17 protein-coding genes are annotated in these 21,285 nt (G+C 63.7%); 6 read left to right on the top strand and 11 right to left on the bottom strand.

The genetic code is table 11. The features are described 5' to 3' along the window. Positions 1-2,688, top strand: coding sequence for a type VI secretion IcmF C-terminal domain-containing protein (locus PMI38_RS21625; RefSeq protein ID WP_008098819.1), 2,688 nt, complete (start codon positions 1-3; stop codon positions 2,686-2,688). Between the two features lie 54 nt (positions 2,689-2,742). Here PMI38_RS21625 and PMI38_RS21630 read toward each other — a convergent pair whose 3' ends face one another. After that, the gene (locus PMI38_RS21630; RefSeq protein WP_008098821.1) at positions 2,743-3,516 is read right to left on the bottom strand and encodes an AraC family transcriptional regulator; all 774 of its coding nucleotides are present in this window, start codon (positions 3,514-3,516) and stop codon (positions 2,743-2,745) included. 36 nt (positions 3,517-3,552) lie between these two features. Next, positions 3,553-4,788: an MFS transporter gene (locus PMI38_RS21635; RefSeq protein WP_008098823.1), complete on the bottom strand. Its 1,236-nt coding sequence runs from the start codon at positions 4,786-4,788 to the stop codon at positions 3,553-3,555. A gap of 367 nt (positions 4,789-5,155) precedes the next feature. Between PMI38_RS21635 and PMI38_RS21640 the strand changes: the two genes are divergently transcribed. Then, a complete protein-coding gene (locus tag PMI38_RS21640; protein ID WP_008098825.1) occupies positions 5,156-5,443 on the top strand; it encodes a DUF3303 domain-containing protein in 288 nt (95 codons plus the stop codon). 18 nt (positions 5,444-5,461) lie between these two features. Here PMI38_RS21640 and PMI38_RS21645 read toward each other — a convergent pair whose 3' ends face one another. Next, positions 5,462-5,698, bottom strand: a complete 237-nt coding sequence (locus tag PMI38_RS21645; protein WP_008098827.1) for a hypothetical protein — start codon at positions 5,696-5,698, stop codon at positions 5,462-5,464. Then, positions 5,691-6,458, bottom strand: a complete 768-nt coding sequence (locus PMI38_RS21650; protein WP_008098829.1) for an MlaA family lipoprotein — start codon at positions 6,456-6,458, stop codon at positions 5,691-5,693. Before PMI38_RS21650 ends, PMI38_RS21645 begins: the two co-directional genes overlap by 8 nt. 169 nt (positions 6,459-6,627) lie before the next feature. On the opposite strand from PMI38_RS21650, the gene PMI38_RS21655 reads away from it, so the two are divergent. Together PMI38_RS21655 and PMI38_RS21660 are read left to right on the top strand one after the other, a co-directional pair. After that, positions 6,628-7,338 carry a response regulator gene (locus tag PMI38_RS21655; protein ID WP_008098832.1) on the top strand — a complete coding sequence of 237 codons (711 nt, stop codon included), beginning with the start codon at positions 6,628-6,630 and terminating at the stop codon, positions 7,336-7,338. Beyond that, positions 7,335-8,684: an ATP-binding protein gene (locus PMI38_RS21660; RefSeq protein ID WP_008098834.1), complete on the top strand. Its 1,350-nt coding sequence runs from the start codon at positions 7,335-7,337 to the stop codon at positions 8,682-8,684. Before PMI38_RS21655 ends, PMI38_RS21660 begins: the two co-directional genes overlap by 4 nt. Positions 8,685-8,690: 6 nt before the next feature. Here PMI38_RS21660 and PMI38_RS21665 read toward each other — a convergent pair whose 3' ends face one another. From PMI38_RS21665 to dkgB, 3 genes are all read right to left on the bottom strand, one after another. Beyond that, positions 8,691-9,155 (bottom strand): nuclear transport factor 2 family protein, encoded by a 465-nt coding sequence (locus PMI38_RS21665; RefSeq protein ID WP_008098835.1) that lies wholly within the window; start codon positions 9,153-9,155, stop codon positions 8,691-8,693. 166 nt (positions 9,156-9,321) lie between these two features. Then, on the bottom strand, positions 9,322-10,503 hold the full coding sequence (locus PMI38_RS21670; protein ID WP_008098838.1) for an MFS transporter: 1,182 nt from the start codon (positions 10,501-10,503) through the stop codon (positions 9,322-9,324). A gap of 6 nt (positions 10,504-10,509) precedes the next feature. Next, positions 10,510-11,313 (bottom strand): 2,5-didehydrogluconate reductase DkgB, encoded by an 804-nt coding sequence (dkgB, locus tag PMI38_RS21675; protein WP_008098840.1) that lies wholly within the window; start codon positions 11,311-11,313, stop codon positions 10,510-10,512. A 223-nt stretch (positions 11,314-11,536) separates the two neighbouring features. Between dkgB and PMI38_RS21680 the strand changes: the two genes are divergently transcribed. Beyond that, the gene (locus tag PMI38_RS21680; RefSeq protein ID WP_008098842.1) at positions 11,537-15,553 is read left to right on the top strand and encodes an NEL-type E3 ubiquitin ligase domain-containing protein; all 4,017 of its coding nucleotides are present in this window, start codon (positions 11,537-11,539) and stop codon (positions 15,551-15,553) included. A gap of 47 nt (positions 15,554-15,600) precedes the next feature. Here the strand turns inward: PMI38_RS21680 and PMI38_RS21685 are convergent, their stop codons facing one another. The 3 genes from PMI38_RS21685 to PMI38_RS21695 form a co-directional block, all read right to left on the bottom strand. After that, a complete protein-coding gene (locus PMI38_RS21685) occupies positions 15,601-17,178 on the bottom strand; it encodes a hypothetical protein (protein WP_008098845.1) in 1,578 nt (525 codons plus the stop codon). 122 nt (positions 17,179-17,300) lie between these two features. After that, positions 17,301-17,795, bottom strand: a complete 495-nt coding sequence (locus PMI38_RS21690; protein ID WP_008098847.1) for a DUF934 domain-containing protein — start codon at positions 17,793-17,795, stop codon at positions 17,301-17,303. After that, entirely contained in the window at positions 17,779-19,431 is a 1,653-nt protein-coding gene (locus PMI38_RS21695) for a nitrite/sulfite reductase (protein ID WP_008098849.1), read from the bottom strand. The genes PMI38_RS21690 and PMI38_RS21695 overlap by 17 nt, the downstream gene beginning before the upstream one ends. 203 nt (positions 19,432-19,634) lie before the next feature. Between PMI38_RS21695 and PMI38_RS21700 the strand changes: the two genes are divergently transcribed. After that, positions 19,635-20,711, top strand: coding sequence for an ABC transporter substrate-binding protein (locus PMI38_RS21700; RefSeq protein ID WP_008098851.1), 1,077 nt, complete (start codon positions 19,635-19,637; stop codon positions 20,709-20,711). A gap of 269 nt (positions 20,712-20,980) precedes the next feature. Here PMI38_RS21700 and PMI38_RS21705 read toward each other — a convergent pair whose 3' ends face one another. Continuing rightward, on the bottom strand, positions 20,981-21,199 hold the full coding sequence (locus tag PMI38_RS21705) for a DUF2970 domain-containing protein (RefSeq protein ID WP_008098865.1): 219 nt from the start codon (positions 21,197-21,199) through the stop codon (positions 20,981-20,983). Positions 21,200-21,285 lie beyond the last annotated feature (86 nt).

A 21,285-nucleotide genomic window follows, 5' to 3' on the forward strand; every position in this document is an offset into this window, starting at 1 on the left:
ATCAGCACGCGGTCGCGCAGTGCCGTGGAGGAGGCTGGAAGTCTCTGCATCGAACAACGCGCAGCGGAGGTGACCGTTGCGCATCTGCTGACGGCATTCCTTGATCAGCCTGCGAGCGATATCTGCATTACGCTGGCCGCAGCCGGGCTTGAAGTCGGTGCATCTCGACAAGCCTTGTCCACCGGATTCGCTGATCGTGGCGGCAACCACAGTCAATACCCATGCTTCTCGCCGCTGTTGATCGAGGTGCTGCAGGAGGCCTGGCTGCTCAGCTCTGTCGAGCTTGGGCAGCCCCATATCCGAAGCGGCGCAATTTTCCTGGCAACCTTGCTCAACCCAGCGCGTTATTTGCCTTTGGCGGCCATTCAGTTATTCGATGAAGTCAATCGCGAGGCACTGCGCAAGCGCTTCGGCGAGCTGCTATCAGGGTCAGCGGAAGCTGTGGGAGTTGCGCCCGCACTGGCCAGTTCGATGGGCACGTCGATTCACGACAGTGCACTCGCCAAATACTGCCACAACTTCACCGATCAGGCGCGTGGTGGCCGGATCGACCCTGTTCTGTGTCGGGATGTGGAGATCGACCTGATGGTCGACATTCTTTCGCGACGGCGAAAGAACAATCCCATCGTCGTGGGCGACGCCGGTGTCGGCAAGAGCGCAGTGGTCGAGGGACTGGCTTTGCGCATCGTTCAAGGGCGGGTTCCCGAATCGTTGCGCTTGGTCGAACTGTGGGAGCTGGATCTCGGGGCCTTGCAGGCCGGGGCTTCGGTGAAGGGGGAGTTCGAGAAGCGCCTGAAGGCAGTGATCGATGAGGTGAAGGAGTCGGCATGTCCAATCATTCTCTTCATTGACGAAGCCCACACCTTGATCGGCGCTGGCAATGCCGCTGGGGGAAGCGACGCCGCCAATCTGCTCAAACCGGCGCTGGCGCGCGGCGAGCTGCGCACAATCGCCGCCACGACTTGGTCCGAGTACAAGAAGTATTTCGAAAAGGATCCTGCCCTCACACGTCGCTTCCAGTTGCTCAAGTTGGAGGAGCCCACGCCCGACCAGGCTGTGCATGTCCTGCGCGGCCTGCGCCCCATCTACGAAGCTTTTCACAACGTGTTCATCGGCGACGACGCGCTTCAGGCTGCCGCAGTGCTGACGGACCGCTACTTGTCTGGACGAAAGCTGCCAGACAAGGCCATCGATGTCCTCGATACCGCCTGTTCGCGGGTGGCATCGGCGCTGGTCGAGTCGCCGCGGCGCTTGAACGCTCTGGAGAATGAGCTCAATCAGATCGATGCCGAGTCCGCTCAGTTGGCCCGCGACGGTCGCTGTGGGCGCGCCGTCAACCCAGGCCGTCTGGACTCGCTGGTAACCACCCGGCATGAGGTTGAGCAGAAAATCCAGAAAGTGCGTCATGCCTGGGAGCAGCAGAAGGCGCTGGTCGAGAAAATCGTTGAGCTACGCACCCGCGACAACGGCAAAGATGCATCGCAGCTACTGACGGACAAGGTCAGGCAGTTGAGCGAACTCCAGCGTACGGGAGTTCTACTGCATGCGGATGTGGGGGCTGAAGAGATCGCCCAGGTGATCGCTGACTGGACGGGGATACCGGCCACCACCATCAGCAGTGACCAGATGGCCCGCCTGGACAGCCTGCCGGCTAATCTGCGAAACCGCGTCAAGGGTCAGGACAGCGCTTTGCATATCGTCTACCGCCACTTGCTTACAGCGTTGGCGGATCTTCGTCGTCCGGGAACGCCGATGGGCGTGTTCCTTCTGGTCGGCCCCAGTGGCGTGGGCAAGACGGAGACGGCTGTGGCTGTCGCTGACGCACTCTTTGGCGGTGAACAATTCCTCACCACCATCAACATGTCCGAGTACCAGGAGAGGTTCACCGTTTCTCGCCTGCTGGGTGCGCCGCCTGGCTACGTTGGCTACGGCGAAGGTGGGGTGCTGACCGAAGCTATTCGCAAGCAGCCTTATCCATTCAATCCTGCAAGTCGGGAGGAGGCTTCGCTTGAAGACTTCACCGCGTTCTTCGGTCCTGATGGCAAACTGCAGCAGTTCCGCGAGAAGTATTTGAACCTGTTTGTCGAGGAAAACCTCGAAGCGCTCTACTTCGATCGCCTGGGTGGCTACCTGGTGCGTGCCGATGTCCTATCGCAGCTTGAATCAGCCGATCGAATTCGCGATGCCTTCTTCAACAGCCGCGGACTGCTTGGGGTGCAGTTTTATGTCGAGCCCTTGGGCCTGGCGCCAAACCAGCGCAGCAGCTCTCTAGGCGTCGAAGGGCAGTTGATCACCTATAACCATGGCCCCAGCACCAGTACCGGGCTCATTTGGCCAAACACCCTGGCCCCCAGCAACGAAAGCCGGGTCACCCTGATCAATGCGGGTGGCCGCAGTAGCGGATTACTCTATCGTGGTCCCTGGTCGCTCTACCGTCTGCTGAGCCAGGCGCGTCTGAACGGCGCAACCAGTACCAGTGTGGACATCAGTTTCTCCGTGCCGGAGGGTGGGATGCGCTATCGCATCAGCACGGAAAAGGCCAACAACCCGTTCACGCAGCCGCTCTTCAAAGGTTTCGTGCTGCCCCGGACTTTACTGCAGGACGGCCTTCGAAGCCGAGCTGATGCCGTACTCAGCCGCGACTTGGTCCACGCCCGCCTGCAGGTAGCTGGCCTCGACGCCGAGTAGTGGAGCTTCGACTTCGGCCATGCGTATCGGCATGGCTGTCTGCACCCTCCGCCGCTACTTGAAAAACCGACTCGGACTGACCCCGAACTGGCGCTTGAACATGCTGGCAAACGCACTGGGGCTGTCATAACCCAGCGTGCCCGCCACATCGATGATGCGCTCGCCCAGCGCAATGCGCTCCAGCGCCTGCATCAGCCGCGCCTGCTGGCGCCACTGGCCGAAGGTCATGCCGGTTTCCTTGCGGAACAGGCGTTGGATGGTCTTTTCGCCGATGCCCAGGTGCAGGCCCCAGTCGGCCACCGTCGAGGGGTCGTCCGGCTTTTGCTGCAGCGCCGCGCAAATCGCCCGCAGGCGCGTGTCGCTGGGTTGCAGCAGCATCAGCGGCAGGGTCGGCAGCACACTGATCTCGTCGAGGATCAGGCGCATGATGCGCGCCTCGCGCGAGTCTTCGGCGAAGGGGCCACTGAAGTCCACCGAGGCCTTGATCAGTTCGCTGAGCAGCGGCGAGATGCTGATGGCCTTGCTCTGGGGTGGCAACTGCGCGGCCGTGTCGGGGCGTACGAACACACTGCGCATCTTTACGTCACCGATGCAGCGGATGGCGTGTACCTGCCCGCAGGGCATCCAGATGCCGCGACTCGGCGGCACGGTCCAGCGTTCGGCCTGCGACTCCACGATCATCAAGCCCTTGATGGCGTAGATCAGCTGGTGCTTGGCATGGGAATGCGGGGCGATGTACCAGTCCGGCGGGTAGTCGGTGGCACGGCTGCCCACTTCCCAGGACCATTCATCCACCTCCACCAGCATGTCTTTCAAGGGCTTGACCATGGCGCTCCCGTACAGCCGCATTGCCGCGCGGCCAGCTTAGCAGCAGGTGGCCGGCCGCGCTTTGCTGCGGGTTGCCGGCAGCAGTGCGGTGGCAAGCCCCAGCCATGGCAGGAACGCGATCGCCTGATACACCCACTCGATGCCGTGCCGGTCGGCCAGCACGCCGAGCCCGGCAGCGCCGACGCCGCTGATGCCGAACATCAGGCCGAACATCACCCCGGACACCATGCCGACCCGGCCCGGTACGGCTTCCTGGGCATACACCACCAAGGCGGCGAACGCCGAGGACATCACCAGGCCGATGGCTACCGCCAGCACCGCCGTCCAGGCCAGGTTGGCGTGGGGCAGGGCAAGGGCGAAGGGGGCAACGCCCAGGAAAGAGACCCAGATCACCGCCTTGCGCCCGATGCGATCGCCCACCGGTCCGCCGGCGAAGGTGCCCAGGGCCACAGCAGCGAGGAACACGAACAGGTACAGCTGGCTTTGCTGCACGCTCAGGCCGAAGTGTTCGATCAGGTAGAAGGTGAAGTAATTGGTGAACGAGGCGATGTATACGAACTTGGCGAACATCAGCACCGCGATCACCCCGACGGCGCGCCACATGGCGCCCTTGGACAGCCCGGGGGCCTGCTGGCCGGCGAAGGTCTTGAGCCGGGTCTGGCCGTGGCGCACGGTCCAGCCGGTGACCCGCAGCAGGACGCACACCGCCAGCGCGGCGGCCAGCATGAACCAGGCGATGGCCGATTGGCCGTAGGGGATGATGATGGCGGCGGTCAGCAAGGGGCCGATGGCCGAGCCGGTATTGCCGCCGACCTGGAAGGTCGATTGCGCAGTGCCGAAACGCCCGCCAGAGGCCATCCGCGCCACCCGCGAAGCTTCGGGGTGGAAGGTAGCGGAGCCGACACCGACCACCGCTGCCGCCACCAGCAGCAGGGTGTAGCTGTCGGCGAAGGCGAGCAAGGCAATGCCGACCAGGGTCACCAGCATGCCGGCGGGCAGCAGGTAGGGTTGCGGGTGCTTGTCGGTGTACATGCCCACCCAGGGTTGCAGCAGTGAGGCGGTCACCTGGTAGATCAGGGCGATCCAGCCGATCTGGGCGAAGCTCAGCGAGAAGTTGCTCTTGAGCATGGGGTAGATCGAGGGCAGCACGGCCTGGATCAGGTCATTGAGCAGATGCGCGAAGGCGGCGGCGCCAACGATGCTTACCAGGAACCCCTGGGATTGATCGCTGGGGACGGAGGGCGAGGCCGTGGTGGCGGCGGAAGTGGTCATGGGCGTGGCTCTTTTTTCGAGTGAGGGCAAGGCATTGCCGCTGGAGGATAGCCAGCGCTGCTTTTGTCTGTCTCACGTCGAACGGGCACTCGCTAGCGCGTTTCGGACATTACCTTGGGCCTCATCGCCGGCAAGCCGGCTCCCACAGGTACTGTGGCGCGCTTCGGCTAGGTGCAATCCCTGTGGGAGCCGGCTTGCCGGCGATAGGGCCAGTACCGACAACCGATCAATCCACGGCCCGCCGACGGCCAACCGTGCAATTGGCGCCAGCGCTGCTATGCCTAACCTTGGCGCATTCACTCGCCCCTGGCCACGGTGCCCCAGGGCGGGCGTAACGCACAGGTGCCGCGCAACTGGGAGGTGCCACATGTTGTTCATCATCCACTGGACCATCGCCCCGGAAAACCGCAATGCCGCCATGGCCCGCTTCGCCGAGACGGGCGGGGTAGCACCTGCCAGCCTGAAGGTACTGGGCCGCTGGTATGCCGTGGGGCAGCTGCTGGGGTTTGCCGTGGTCGAAAGCGATGAACTCGCCCCGGTATTGCAATGGACGCTGGATTGGAGCGACCTGATGCAGATGCACGTCTGCCCGGCGATGACCGACGAGCAGCTCGGGCCGCTGCTGGTCGCGGCCGTCAACAAGATGGCGCTCTGAACCCTGGCCTGAGGATGGCTAGAGCGGCATGCCTTCCCTGGCCATCCACTTCAGCAACGTGGCAATCGGCACGCGGCGGTGTACTTCATGGCGTTGCAGTGCATTGCCGTTGCCATACCGCTCGCGATAGCGGCTCACGATCAGGTCTCGACCATCGTCGGACACCCGCGCCTCAAGCTCGTGCAGCAGCGCCTGCCTGGCGTCACTCTCCAGGCGGCGGAACAGCAGCACCGGAGACTGGACTACGTCATTCATCGCTGTTCATCTCCTGGCAGCTCGACGGGCGTTTGCCCGGCGCGCCAATCTCCGCCTCGGCCACCCGGTCGGCGCGCTGCTGCGCCGTGTAGTTACGCAATGCGCTGTAGTAATCGGGCTGCAGGCGCAACATGTCGGTCACCGGCAGTGCTGCCGCGCGACCGTCTACCAGGCCGCCGGCCGACGCCACGCTGGTCATGGTACTGACCGTGTCGCTGTTGTCGCCAAATGGATTGAGCGCCAGGCCCAGCACCGTGCCGGTCGCATCCCGCAGGTTGTGCGAACCCAGCACTGGCAGTTCGACGATCGGGCCATCGGCCATGTCCCATACGGCGAAGGTCTGACCGAAGTCCGAGGTGTGGCGGGCCAGGCCCATCTTGCCAGACACATCGAACAGGCCGGCCACGCCCAGGGTGGTGTTGAACATGAAGCGCGACAGGCTGGTCATCGCCCGTTCGCCATTACCTTGCAGTACGTCGTTGACGAAGACTTTCGGCTCGCCGAAGTTGGTCGTGAAGTTGTGCACGCCTTGGCGGGTGAAGTCGGGCAAGTGCTTGTAGCCGCGAGCGATGGGGGCCAACGCGTAGTCATCGACACTTCGGTTGAAGGCGAACACGGCGCGGTTGGCCGGTTCGGCCGGGTCGCTGACCTGATAGGCCATGTGCCCGCAGGCACTGGCAGGCGGGCGATTGCTGCAGCCACCGGCGGCGAGCAGGGTCAGGGCGAGAACCGTTTTGTAGGCTGAAGAAGACATGGGCATGGGGCAGATTCCAGTCAAGAACTGGTGCCAATGCTGCCGATGTTTGATTGCCTGGGAATGTCCGATTTATCTCGTTGCAGACACTTTATTGCAGCGTAGAAATATATGACGAATGCCGGATGATGGCATTACAGTAGGTCTTATTTAACTTTGTTCGCGGTGCCCCGGCGTGAGTTATTTGCTAATTGTCGACGATGATGTCGAAGTGCTCGACCTGCTCCAGAAGTTCCTTCGTCAGCAGGGTTATGAAGTCGATGTTGCCTGTGATGGCAAGGGGCTCTGGCAGGCGCTAGAGCGGCGCGTGCCGGACCTAGTCATTCTCGATGTGATGCTCCCGGGCGACAGTGGCCTGGTGCTGTGCCAACGCCTGCGCGCCGAATACAAGGTCGGCGTGATCATGCTCACCGCCATGGGTGAGTTGAGTGATCGGGTGGTCGGGCTGGAGCTGGGCGCGGACGACTACCTGACCAAACCGTTCGCCGCCCGAGAGCTGCTGGCCAGGGTGCGCGCGGTGCTGCGACGGGCGAGCGAGAGTACCACCGCCGCGCCGGCCAACCCCCGCACATTCCTCGAGTTTTCGGGCTGGCAGCTGGATGTGATGCGGCGTGAACTGCGCTCGCCGGAGAACGTCCTGATTCCCTTGTCCAACGGTGAGTTCGAACTGCTGCTGGTGTTCGCCGAGCACCCCCGGCGCGTGCTCAGTCGCCAGCAATTGCTGGACCTGGCGCGGGGCGAGGCACACGACGCCTGCGACCGTAGCATCGACGTGCAAGTGAGCCGGCTGCGCCGCAAGCTTGAAACCGATGGCGACAGCGAGCCGCTGATCCGCACCCTGCGCAATGTCGGTTATCTGTTCACCGCCCATGTGAACAAGCGATGAGCTGGCTTGCCTGGGCACGCAAGGCCATGCCCCGGCCACGTATCACCATTGCCCGCTGGATCGCGCTGACCACCCTGGCGGCCATGCTGAGCCTGCTGCTGCTCAAGTGGCTGTTCAGCCTGGTGCTGGGCGTCTGGGCACAACCGCCGTTGCTCGAAAGCGGTGTCATCGAAAAGATCGCCACCGTCACCCGCATGATCGACGCCGCTTCCATGGCGCAGCGCGCGACCATCGCCAGCGCCGCCGGCGATGGGTCGTACAGCGTGCAATGGTTGCGGCGGCGCGATGAGTCCGGCTTGCCGGTGCAGGTGGAGCGCGACGTCCATAAAGGCGCGATGATACTGAGCGACCTGTTGCAGCGCCCGAATGTGCAGATCGAGGTGTTCGGGCCCAAGAACCTGCCGGCATCGCAGCGCGGTTATGCCCTGCTGGTCCAGCTCTCGGACCAGTCGTGGGTGCAGTTTCATGTCAACGATCGCAGCTGGGGTCTGGATGAGCTGCCGCGCAACCTGATCATCCTGGCGCTGATGATGGTCTCCAGCCTTGCCGTGGCCTGGTTCGCCGCGCGTTATCTGGCCGACCCGCTGGAGCGTTTTACCGAAGGCGCACGCCGTTTCGGCAAGGATTTCAACGCACCGCCGATTCCGGTGGTCGGCCCCCACGACCTGCGTCAGGCCATCCTCGCGTTCAATGCCACCCAGGCCCAGCTCAAGCATTTCATCGACGACCGCACGCAGATGCTGGCGGCGATCTCCCATGACTTGCGCGCGCCGCTGACGCGCATGCGCTTGCGCGGCGAGTTCATCGAGGATGCCGAACTGCAGGCGAAAATGTTCAAGGACGTGGACGAGATGCAGGCGATGGTCGACGCCGCACTGCAGTTCTTCCGCGATGATGCGCGGCTGGAGCAGGTCACCGCCTTCGACCTGGGCGGGCTGCTGCTGACGGCGGTCGACGATTTCAAGGATGCGGGCGTGGATGTCACCTACAGCGGGCCGCAGCGCTGCGTCTACGTTGGCCGGCCAATCGGTATCAAACGGGTGGTGGTCAACCTCCTCGACAACGCCGCGAAGTACGCCTGCGAGCCTGCGGTCCAGCTGACGGTCGATGCCGAGCAGATCGTCATCCGCGTGCTCGACCGTGGCCCGGGCATTGCGACGCACCTGCAGGAGCGGGTGTTCGAGCCGTACTTTCGCATCGAAGGTTCGCGCAACAAGGACACCGGCGGCGTTGGCCTCGGCTTGCCCGCAGCCCGCGCCATCGTGCTCGAGCAGGGCGGTAGCATGACCCTGAGCAATCGCCCGGTTGGCGGGCTCGAAGTCAAGGTCACGCTACCGGTCGGCTGACCGCCATCAGAGTCCGAGGTCGCTGAGGCCGGGGTGATCGTCCGGGCGCCGGCCCAGGGGCCAGTGGAATTTGCGTTCCGACTCAGCGATCGGGTGTTCGTTGATGCTCGAATGACGATGCTGCATCAGGCCATCGTCGGCAAATTCCCAGTTCTCGTTGCCATAGGCGCGGAACCACTGGCCACTGTCGTCATGGTACTCATACGCATAGCGCACGGCGATGCGGTTACCGGTGAAGGCCCAGAGCTCCTTGATCAGGCGATAGTCCAGTTCGTGGTTCCACTTGCGCACCAGAAAGGCCTCCACTTGCGCGCGACCACGGGGAAACTCCACACGGTTGCGCCAGACGGTATCGGGCGTGTAGGCAAGCGCCACCTTGGCGGCGTCGCGGCTGTTCCAGCCGTCTTCGGCCAGGCGGACTTTCTCGATGGCGCTTTCGCGGGTGAAAGGGGGCAATGGGGGGCGGGACATCGGTGAGCTCCTCGGAATGATTTCGCAGTTAGGAGCGTAGTACCGGGGGGCGCGACCGAGAATGGGCGCCCGCGACATTTCATAATTTCGGCAGGCGCAACAGCGTGTGCTGTCTGGCCCGAATCGAAGGTCCTGAGGCTGCAGCGCAGCCTCAGGAGGTTGGCGATCAGGCCATGCCGGTCAGGGCCTTGTCAGCCACTTTGCCGCGCCCGCCCAGCCACACCAGCAGCAAGCCGGCAGCCGCCAGCATGCCGCCCGCCATCGGTACCGCCGCATAGCCCAGGTCCAGGCTGATCACCGCGCCGCCCAGGGCCGCGCCCACGGCATTGCCCAGGTTGAATGCGCCGACGTTGATCGACGATGCCAGGCCAGGCGCCTCGGCGGCTGCGGTCATCACCCGCATCTGCAGCGGCGGAACCACGGCGAAGGTGAACACGCCCCACACCAGCAAGGCGACGGCGGCACCGAGGTGGCTGCCGAGCACCAGCGGCATCAGCAGCATGATCAGCGCCAGGGCGCCGAGGAAAATGCGCGCCGCGCCGTCCAGCGACCAGTCGGCCAGGCGACCTCCCAGGCTGTTGCCCAGGGTGAAGCCGACCCCGATCAGTACCAGGCCAAGGGTGACGAAGCTGTCCGAAGCGCCGGTCAGTTCGGCCAGCACCGGCGCCACGTAGGTGTACAGGGTGAACATGGCGCCGGCGCCGAGCACGGTGGTGGCCATCGCCAGCAGGACGTTGGGACGGGCGATCACGGCCAGTTCCTTGCGCACGTGGGGCACGCTGCCGCGCTCACCCTTGGGCAAGGCATACCACAGGGCGGCCATGGCCAGCAGGCCAAGCACGGCAGTACCTGCGAACGCCATGCGCCAGCCGACTTGTTGGCCAACCCAGGTGGCGGCTGGTACACCGCCGATATTGGCGATGGTCAGGCCCATGAACATGGTGGCTACCGCGCTGGCTTGCTTGTCCTTGGGCACGACGCTGGCAGCGACCACCGCACCGAGGCCGAAGAAGGCCCCGTGGTTGAGGCTGGTAACCAGGCGCGAGGCGAGCAGGGTGTAGTAGTCCGGCGAGAGTGCCGATAACAGGTTGCCAAGGGTGAAGATGGCCATCAGCGCCATCAGCGCGGCACGTTTGCCGAAGCGGCTGAACAGCAGCGTCATGATCGGCGCGCCGACCATGACCCCGATGGCGTAAGCGGTAATCAGCATCCCCGCGCTGGGAATGCTGACATCCACGCCTTCGGCAATGACCGGCAGCAGGCCCATCGGTGTGAACTCGGTAGTGCCGATGCCGAAGGCGCCGATGGCCAGGGCCAGCAAGACCCGTTTAGGAGAGAGTGTGCTCATCGCTGATCAGTCCCACTCCGGTGCCAGCCCATCCGGGCTGACTTCACGGCCACCGCGTTCGAGCGTGGCGATTCGGGCCATGTCATCGGCGTCCAGGTGCAGGTCGCGGGCAAGCAGGTTGCTTGCCAGGTTCTCGCGTTTGGTGGACGAAGGAATGACCGCGTAACCCAGTTGCAGGGCCCAGGCCAGGGCCACCTGGGCAACGGTGGACTTGTGCTTGGCGGCAATCTCGGCCAGCACCGGGTCTTTCAGCACCTTGCCGTAGGCCAGGGTCATGTAGGAGGTGACGGTGATGCCCTGCTGCTTGAGGAAGCCCGCCAGCTTGCTGTTCTGCAGGTAGGGGCTGAGTTCGATCTGGTTGGTGGCGATCTCACCTGCGCCCACCACGTCGATGGCCTGGCGGGTCAGCGCGATGTTGAAGTTGGAGACGCCGATCTGCCGCGTCAGCCCAAGCTTTTTCGCTTCGGCCAGTGCGCCCATGTATTCGGGCAATTCAACGCCGTTGCCAGGCGCCGGCCAGTGGATCAGCAGCAGGTCGACGTGGTCGGTGCGCAGCTTGGTCAGGCTGTCGCGCAAGCTGGGGATCAGTTTGTCGGCGGCATAGTTCTCGACCCAGATCTTGGTGGTGATGAACAGCTCGCTGCGCGGCACGCCGCTTTCGGCGATGGCTTGGCCGACTTCGGTTTCGTTCTTGTAGATCTGCGCGGTGTCGATGACCCGGTAGCCCAGTTCCAGGGCGGACTTGACCGAATCGATGACGGCCTGGCCAGTGAGGCGGAAGGTGCCGAGGCCGAAGGATGGAATGCTCATGGGGGCTGCTCCTGAATTCAGCGGGCCGTGGCCCGGTCGAGGTTTCGAGTGACAGCCAGTGTGCGGCTTTGAGGCGTGATGATTAAGGGGCTCGTCGGCCAAGGTCATTTGCGCTGTGGTCACGAATTCGCGTAGCGGTCGTGCTAAAGGTACATAGATATGGCCTGGGAACAGCCCCTATCAGGTCAGCTGCCGTTCTCCTTCCAGAACGGACCCGCGCGCCATGACCGATTCCCCGATTGCCAAGGACTCCATCGATGCTCTGATCGCCCGACAGTTGCCGAGCTGGCTGACCGGCGCAGCACCTGAACTGCTGGCGCAGTTGCGTATCTGTGCAACCCGCCAGCAACAGGCCCAGGCCCAGCTGAAACCTTTGCTGGATGCTGTCGCACCCTTGGACAGCTTCGCCGAGCCGCTGCTCAGGCAAGCCCTGGCTAATGCAGGGCTAGCCGAGGTGAATCCGCGCAGTGCTCAGTTGAAAATACAGTACCTGCGGCTGACTCCACCGATTTCCCCAAGCTTGCCGCTTAATTATTCAAGCACCGAACAGCGCCAGACACTGCTCGCGGCCGCCCTGCATAATTTCCACCAGCGCGAGACCACAAGCGCAAGTTTCGCCCGTGGCTCGGGCCTGCTCGATGCGAACGGCCAGCCGCTGGCCATGGCCCCTGAGCGCTTCGCCGAGCTCTGTCGCACCCTGGACCTTGGCACGCAGTATCAAAACCATCTGAAATCGCATCTGCAAGACGGTGCGCCAGGGCAAGCTGTCGCGGCGGCCATGGAGCAAGCCTTGCGCATCAACCTTGAAGCGTCCGCTGTCGTTGCCAGGGTCCGCAACCAGATCGACCAGGCTACGTTCCAGTCCATCCTGAGCATGCTTGAGCAACCGGCAAACCCGTTCGGCGCTGCGACGCTGCACTGCCACAGTGTGCGCTTGCTGGGCAAGCGGCTGATCGGCGCGCTGGCCATGGAGCTGCGCCAGGCCGGCACGCTGCTCGGTGTGGTCGCCTGGCTGCCGGATGACCCTTATGCCCCTCTGAGCTGGCACGCCAACTGGCAGGCGTTGTATCTGACCCTGGGCTTGCGCCTGCGCACTGGTGGTTACCGCATTTACATACAGCGCCTGATCGTCGAGCGCGACCGGGTCGGTTTCAACGCCGTACTCAAGGTGCGCCTGGCCAAGGGCGGCAACGATGTGCCGCTGGAGGTCGATGGTCGCCACTTCGCAATCGAGGGTGACGTGTTTGCCAGCCTGCGTCGGGAGCAGCTCGACAAGATGCTGGATGACGCTCGGGTGCTGGCAGTGCCAACCGGAGACGAAGACAGCGAGGACCGCCGCGCCCGTTTGCATGCCTACCTGGAGCTGGGGCTGGACTTGTTGGGGCTGGCGGCGTTCTTCGTGCCGGGGCTGGGCGAAGTGATGCTCGGCGTCATCGCGGTGCAGATCGCCGGCGATGTTTATGAGGGCTATGAAGATTGGCAGCTGGGAGACCGGGAGGCTGCCCTGGGGCATTTGTTCAATGTCGCCGAAACGGTCGCGCTGGTTGGCATCACTGCCGGCGCTGCCCATGGCCTGGGCAAGCTTGCCCAGCGGGTGAGCAAGGTCGACAGCCTGCTGCCGGTGGCCCTTGCCGATGGCCGGCTGCGCCTGTGTGACCCTGGCCTGCCAGGTTATGCCGTGGAGGAGGGCGAGCAGGCAATGGATGTGGGCCAGACCGCTCTTCAGGGGGGCCGGCAGCACAGGCGCTTGCACGAAGGGGTGTATGTGGTGGCACAGGATTCGGCAAGCGGCGACTGGCAAATCCGCCACCCTGCCCAGCCCGATGCCTATTCACCACGGCTGGAACACAACGATGCCGGGGACTGGCGGCATGAGTTCGAACGCCCACGCTACTGGGATGACCCTGTGTATCTGGTGCGGCGCCTGGCCAGCCGGACGGCTGCGATCAGTGAAGAAGAGGCGCAGAGCGCGCTGCGCACCACGGGCTTCGATACCGATCGCCTGCGTCGGCTGCACGTGGAGAACGCCCCGCCGCCCGCACGGCTGCTGGATGTCATTGAACGTCGGCAGTTGCACGCGCGTTATCCGCAGGTGCAAGGCGACGCGTTCGAAGAGATCTTCAACAACCGCCAGGTCCATCCGCAGCCTGCCGATCAAGTGTTGATGCGCGACTTTACCGGCCTTACACCGCGCTGTGCCCGGGAAATCGTCGAGCAGGCCAGCAGTGTCGAACTGGATAGCCTGCTGAGCGCGCAACGAGTGCCCTTGAGCCTGGCTGAGCAGGCGCGGTGGGCCGTGCGCGATAGCCGGCTGGACCGCGCGTGCGCCGCCCTGTACCAGACGGGAACGATCGCCGAAGGCGCTGAGATAGACCGCGAGGCACTGGCGAAGCAGATCGGCCTGGCGCCTGTCGGACAGGGTATACGCCCCCCGCAGCGCTTGCTGGACGGACGCCTGGGTTATCCGCTCAGCGGTCGCGGCCAAGGTAGCCGCCAGGCACTTCTGCAGGGTTTGGGCCAGCTGTTCCCGCTGCTCGACGATGCCCAGCTGGCGCGTTACCTGCAGGATTTGGCACAGCGTCAGGTGGACCCTTGGGAGCACTTCAGCCAGTTGCGTCGCACCAGAGAAAGCCTGCAGCAAGCCTTGCATGCCTGGCGCAATGAGCCGGGCCAGGGCCTGATCCGTCGCCTGCGCCGTGCCTGGGTGGCCAGGCGTATCCTCGGCAGTTGGCGGCGCATGTACCCGGGCATGGTGGAGGGCGATTTTCACTTGACCATCAATGGCGATCATGTGGGCGGGCTACCGACTGTGCCGACGGATGTGGACTTCAGTCACATAAGCCACTTGACCCTGCGCGACATGCATCTGGACGCCATCGATGCCTCCCTGTTCGCGCGGTTCTCAGGCGTCCGCATTCTGGACCTGAGGGACAATCAGCTGTCTCGTCTACCTGCTGGGATCGAACACCTGAGCGGGCTGAGAAGCCTGCTCCTGGGCAACAACCGCATTGTGCTCACCGCCGAGGACAGCCTGCGCCTGGCCCAGCTCAGTGGTCTGCGGCGCCTGGATCTGAACGATAACCCCATTGGCATGTCGCCCCCCCTGGCGTCTTTTGCGCAGTTGCGTCGCTTGTCATTGCGCCGGACCGGTGTGCGTGAGTTGCCGGCAGATTTGACCGTGCATGCCAACTTGCAAGCCCTGGACTTGCGTGACAATCGGATCAGTGTGTTACCGGACGAGCTTTCCGGCTACTCGCCGCGTTTGTTGCGGCGCCTGCACTTGCATGACAACCCGCTCACCGAGGACAGCGTGCTACGTTGGCAGCGCGCGCGTGCCAGTGCCGATGCAGGTATGTCGTCCGGCTTCGTGCACTCGCAGACCGACGGTTCCCCTGACGAAAGTTGGCTGCGCGGCTTCACACCGACTCAGCGTGAACAGCGGCTGGCGCAATGGCAGCGTGTCCAGCGGGAGCGGCGATCTGGGGACTTGATGCGGTTCTTCTCGGACCTGCTCGATACTCGCGAGTACCACGACCACCCCCGCGATGTGCAGGCGCGGGTATGGCATATCATCGAGGCCTGCGAACAGCATGCCGAGGTGCGCACCCGGTTGTTCGAACAGGTGAGCGGGCCACGAACCTGTAGCGATGAGTTTCTGATGACACTCAGCGAGCTGGAAGTCGGTGCACTGGTCGCCAGAGCCAATGCACAGACCGCGGGGCTTCACGGTGAGCAGGCGCTGGTAAGCCTGGGACGCTCGCTGTACCGGCTGGACCGGGTGAATGCCATCGCCGCCCGGCAGGTGGCCGTGCTGGGGTCGAATGACCCTGTGGAAGTTTACCTGACGTATCGCGTCAGGCTGGCGGACAGCCTGGATCTTCCTGCCCAGCCGGGGTACCTGGCGTTTCAGACCTACAGTGGAATAACCGCGGCGGACCTCGGGGCCGCCCGGGCCGAGGTGCTCAGGGGGGAAACCACCCAGGCCTTGGCCGAGGCACTGGCTGACCGAGAGTTCTGGGTGGAGCATCTGCACGAGCAGCAGGCCGCGCGCTTCGAACAGATGAACGCACCCTTTCATGTGCGTTTGGAGGCGTTGATGGAGCAGGGGCTGACGATGAGCGATCAGGCCTATCTGCAACAGGTGGAGCAGATCGTGAACGAGCGCGAAGCGGTGGAGCGCAATCTGATCGTCGAGCTCAGCCGCGAGGCGGTGCTGCGCCAAGGCTGGCAGATCGGATAATTCAAGCGGCAACTACGAACCAGCCCGCCAAAGGGCGGGCTGGTTCATCACGGCGCTATCTGCCCCGGTGCGGACTGTAACAGCCACAGGTGGCGCAGTCCCTGCAGCTGATTCTCCAGTGTCGAAGCCGCGCCCGTGCGCCGTGCGGCTCGGTCCTGGTCGAGCAGCGCTTCAAGCATGTTCAGCAAGTCGCGCGATTGATCCGCCGAAGTACGGTGGGTGACATCCGTCTGCACGACCCCTTCCTGATAGGTCCGCACGCGCTCCTGCTGGCTGGCCTCCTGGGAGGCGCTGGCTTCCACCAGCGTGTTGTTGGCGAACGCCAGGCGGGTGGTGCTGCGGGAAGCGTCCTCGACCTCGTGATAGCGGTAGTTCTGCGATTTGCTGTCACGGGTAAGCATCAGGTCCACCAGCGGGTTGAGGCCCTTGTGCCAGGCCGCCTTCAGGCTGGCTTGCTGATCCTGCTGCACGGTCAGGTTTGCGGCATTGCCTTTGCGGCTGGTCGACTGCGAGACCTTGTAGTCGAAGTGATCCGCTTCCTCAGGCCGCATCGGGTTGATCTTCTGCACGGTTTGCGTGATCGAGGCGTCGAAGTCGGCCAGGCCGCTCAACAGCGTGCGGCTGACCTTGTTCTGCGCCGTGTCATGCCCGGATGGGCGTGGGCTGACGTCGTCCACACGGTTGAGCTGGCTGAAGGCATCCTTGAACAGGGCCATCAACTGCTCATCACCTTGGCCGCGCTGCTGGGCGGCATCGAACTGGGTCAGGTAATTGGCCACCGCCGCCTGGCGCTGTGCCTGGCTGCCGAGCAGGGTGCCGCCCTGGGTATCGAGGTTCATCTTCACCTCGCCGCTCGGGCCTTGCAGCTTCAGGCTGCGGGTGTGTTCGTCCAGGTGCAGGTCAAAGGTCTGCTGGGTTCCGCTGGCGGTGTCCAGCCTGGCGTTCATCTGCAGGCCAGTGAACAGGCCTGGGTCGAGCTTGACCAGCGCGCCCAGTTGCAGCTGAGGGGGCTCCCGGGTCAGGCCGTTGATGGCGGACTGGAAGCTGTCTGCCAAGGCTGCCAGGCCTTTGAGCTCTTCGCGGGTCAATGTGCCGCCCTGTACGTCGGCGTCGACCGCGAGGCCCGCCTCGCTGCTGTACAGGCCCAGGGAAAGGGTGGCGCCCGATGCGCTGGTGAGCTGGAAAGTCACACTGTTGGTGGCATGCTCGCGCAGCCTGGCCTGTTGCATGCCCAGCAGCAAGGGCTCGGTTGCCGTGCCGTCGTTGACCGCCAGGCCCGACTGGGAAATCCGTTGCCCGCCGTTGGCCGCCAACTGTTCGAGCAGGGCGGCGCCAAGCCCCTGGAAGCGTGCTGCAGGGGACGTCGACTGGACCGCGCTGTGCATGTACATGCTGAGCTTGTCGAGGCCATTCTGCTCCCATACGTACTGGCCCTGCACCGCTTGGAGCGTACCTTTGGCAGTGTAGGTCCGGGGTTCGACGCTGGTGGGCTGCTGGCCAAGGCTGACCACGGTGCTGGGGCGCACGGTCAATGCCTGGGGCGAACTGGTGCTGGCGACCTGGGGGGCGCGGGAGGCGATTTGGACGACGGGTGTCAGGCGTACCGCGGAGGTAATGGGGGTCATCGCCAGCATCCTTACTGATCATCAAGGCTAAACCTTGATATCGGCAGGCCAGCAATAAACCTGAATGCTACAGAAAGCACATGGCCCACCAAAGGGTGGGCCATGAGCATGTAGCACAACGATCAGCGGCGGCGGAACAGCGGCAGCGGTTCGTCAGTGGCGGCCTGATAGGTCACCGAGAAGTCCTTCAGGCTCTGCAGTGCGTCTTCCGGGTCCTTGTCGGCACGGATGGCGAACGCATCGAAACCGCAACGGGCCATGAAGAACAGCTGGTCGCGCAGCACATCGCCAATGGCACGCAGCTCACCCTTGAACTGGTAGCGGTCACGCAGCAGGCGCGCATTGGAGTAGTTGCGCCCGTCGGTGAAGGCCGGGAAGTTCAGGGCGATGACCTGGAAATGCTGCACGTCGTCACCGATCTCTTCGGCTTCTTCGTCGCTGTCCAGCCACACGCCCAGGCCGCCGTCGCGGGCCTTGAGCACGTGGGCATGGTCACGCCACAGGTGCAGCGGGACGATGTAGTCGTCGCAGTTGGTCAGCTCGTCGAGGGTGGTTTCCTTGGGCAGCAGGTGCCAGGTTTCGTCGACGATCTGATTGTTCTTAATGATTCGCTGCATAGACGCGTTCCTTGAAGGGGTCGATGCCGATACGCTGGTAGGTGTCGATGAAGCGCTCTTCCTCGGTACGCTGTTCCACGTACACGGCGATCAGCTTTTCGATCACGTCGGCCATGGCGTCCTGGGCGAAGGAAGGGCCGAGGATCTTGCCCAGGCTCGCGTCGCGCGCGGCGTTGCCGCCCAGGGACACCTGGTAGAACTCTTCGCCCTTCTTGTCCACCCCGAGGATGCCGATATGGCCGACGTGGTGGTGGCCACAGGCGTTCATGCAGCCGGAGATGTTCAGGTCGATTTCGCCGATGTCGAACAGGTAGTCCAGGTCGTCGAAACGGCGCTGGATGGATTCGGCGATCGGGATCGACTTGGCGTTGGCCAGCGAGCAGTAGTCACCGCCCGGGCAGCAGATGATGTCGGTCAGCAGGCCGATGTTCGGCGTGGCGAAGCCCGACTCGCGCAGCTCCAGCCACAGGGCGTGCAGCTGGCGCTGCTCGACGTCGGCGAGAATGATGTTCTGCTCGTGCGAGGTGCGCAGGAAACCGAAGCTGTAGCGCTCGGCCAGGTCCGCCACGGCGTCCAGCTGCTTGTCGGTCAGGTCGCCTGGGGCAACGCCGGTCGGCTTGAGCGACAGGGTCACGGCGACATAGCCAGGGCGCTTGTGGGCGCGGGTGTTGCGCGAGCGCCAGCGGGCGAAACCTGGGTTTTCGGCGTCCTGGGCGCTGTAGTCGACGTTGTCGAGGGCCAGGTACTCAGGGTCGACGAAATGGCGCGAGACGCGCTGCACTTCTTCTTCGGTCAGGGTAGAGCTGCCGCCGCGCAGGTGGGCCATTTCGGCCTCGACCTTCTCGGCGAACACTTCCGGCGTCAGCGCCTTGACCAGGATCTTGATCCGCGCCTTGTACTTGTTGTCACGGCGACCGTAACGGTTGTACACGCGCAGGATGGCGTCCAGGTAGCTGATCAGGTCCTGCCACGGCAGGAACTCGTTGATGAACGAACCGACCACCGGGGTTCGGCCCAGACCACCGCCGACCAGCACGCGGAAGCCCAGCTCGCCGGCGGCGTTGCGCACCGGCTCCAGGCCGATGTCGTGCACCTCGATCGCGGCGCGGTCTTCTTTGGAACCGTTGATGGCGATCTTGAACTTGCGCGGCAGGTAGGCGAATTCCGGGTGGAAGGTGGTCCACTGGCGGACGATCTCACACCACGGGCGCGGGTCGACGATCTCGTCTGCGGCCACACCGGCGAACTGGTCGGTGGTGGTGTTGCGCAGGCAGTTGCCGCTGGTCTGGATCGCGTGCATCTGCACGGTGGCCAGCTCGGCAAGAATGTCCGGGATGTCTTCCAGGGCCGGCCAGTTGTACTGCACGTTCTGGCGGGTGGAAATGTGGGCGTAACCCTTGTCGTAGTCGCGAGCGATCTTGGCCAGTGTGCGGACCTGGTGGGCGTTCAGCTGGCCATAGGGCACAGCGACGCGCAGCATCGGCGCGAAACGTTGGATATAGAGGCCGTTCTGCAGGCGCAGAGGGCGGAATTCTTCTTCGCTCAGCTCACCGGCCAGGTAGCGGCGGGTCTGATCACGGAACTGCTTGACGCGGTCCTCGATGATCCGCTGATCGTACTCGTCGTATACGTACATAAAAGTCCTGTCTCAGGCTGCATGCAGCAATTCGCGCGCACGGCCGCGCACTCCAGTTCGGAGCCGAGGAACGATATCAGGTTGGGGTTATGCGCTAAAGTGATGTTTTTGCATATGAAAAGAACCAAACGAACTAACTGAGACTGACTGGCATTTGTTCCTCGGCGCTTATAATCCCGCGTTTTTTACAAGGGGTTGACCGCATGCTCAAGGCGCTATGCCAATGCTTGTGCCTGAGCTTGCCACTGGCAGCCACGGCGCAGGCTGCTTCGGTGGTGTTCCTCAACCCCGGGCAACCCACTGAAACCTTCTGGCTCAGCTACTCGCGCTTCATGCAGGCGGCTGCCGATGACCTGGGCATGACCCTGCGGGTGGCGTACAGCGAGCGCAATGCCGAGCGCGCGCTGACCCAGGCGCGGGCCGCTCTCGAAGGGCCGCAGCGGCCTGATTACCTGGTGCTGGTCAACGAGCAGTACGTGGCGCCGGAGATCATCCGGTTGTCCCAGGGTACCGGGGTGAAGCTGTTTCTGGTCAACAATGGCCTGACCGCAGACCAGTCGAACAGTATCGAGGCGCAACCTGGCCGATATGCCCAGCTGTTGGGCACGCTGACGAGCAATGACGAACAGGCGGGTTACCAGATGCTGCACCAGATGGTGGCCTTGCTGCCGCGCAGCAACGAACCGATCGACCTGGTGGCGTTTGCCGGGGTCAAGACCACACCGGCCTCGCAGCTGCGCGAGCAAGGCATGCGCCGGGCCCTGGCCGATTTCCCCCAGGTGCGGTTGCGCCAGGTGGTGTACGGCGGCTGGAGCCGGCAGCGCGCCTTTGAACAGGCGCAACAGTTGCTGCAGCGTTACCCGGATACGAAGCTGGTGTGGTCGGCCAATGACGAGATGGCCTTTGGCGCCATGCAGGCGTTCGAAGCGGCGGGGCGCAAGCCGGGGCGCGACGTGGTGTTCAGTGCGGTCAACAGCTCGCCCGAAGCGCTGCGCGCGCGGATCGACGGGCGCCTGGGGGTGCTGATGGCCGGGCATTTCAGTGTCGGCGGCTGGGCCATGGTCATGCTGCATGACCACGCGCAGGGGGTGCAGATCAACCGTGATGGACGTTCCGAGCATGTGCTGCCGGTGTTGCAGTCGATCGACCAGGCCAAGGCCAGGCGCTGGCTCAAGTTGCTGGAAAAGGACGACTACGGCGTCGATTTTCAGCGTTACAGTGCCGAAGGGCGTCCGGCGAGCTACCAATATCCTTTTATTGCGTCACCCGTCGACTATTGAAAGACCCTGCTTGAGCAAAGGGCATGGCTCGTCTTAACTGCTGGTGGTGAAGTGCATTCCCATAACCACTACAAGAGGCAATGCAATGGGAAACTCTACCAAGGTCCGCAAAGCTGACAGCAGTGTCGATGCCTGGGCGATCCTCTGCCTGATCGTCCTGGTGGTGGTCACTGCCGTGTATTGGGTCAGCCACCAGTAGCACCTTGTTTTCCAGGCCGTGATGCAACCTGAGCCGCCCGCGGAAGGGAGTTCCGCGGGCGGATTGCGTTCTAGCGGGCGGTGAGGTGCAGGGCCAGCTGCACCAGGCCGATCAGTACCAGGATGAATACCAGGGTGAACAGCGTGCCCAGCGCGATGAAATGGCTGGCTTTGCCGTGGGTGAAGTCGCGCGCGCGGTTCTTGCCGCTTTGCACACCGAAGGCGGCGGCGAGGATGCTGTGCAGCATCTGCCAGAAGGTTGGGGGCTTGCCTTGGCTGGAATCGTCCATGGGGGCTCCTGAGGAAATCGGAGGCAATCAGGGACAGTGTAGGTGATATGTACCGGCCTCATCGCCGGCAAGCCGGCTCCCACGGG

It is taken from the genome of Pseudomonas sp. GM84 (assembly GCF_000282535.1).
Lineage (GTDB): Bacteria > Pseudomonadota > Gammaproteobacteria > Pseudomonadales > Pseudomonadaceae > Aquipseudomonas.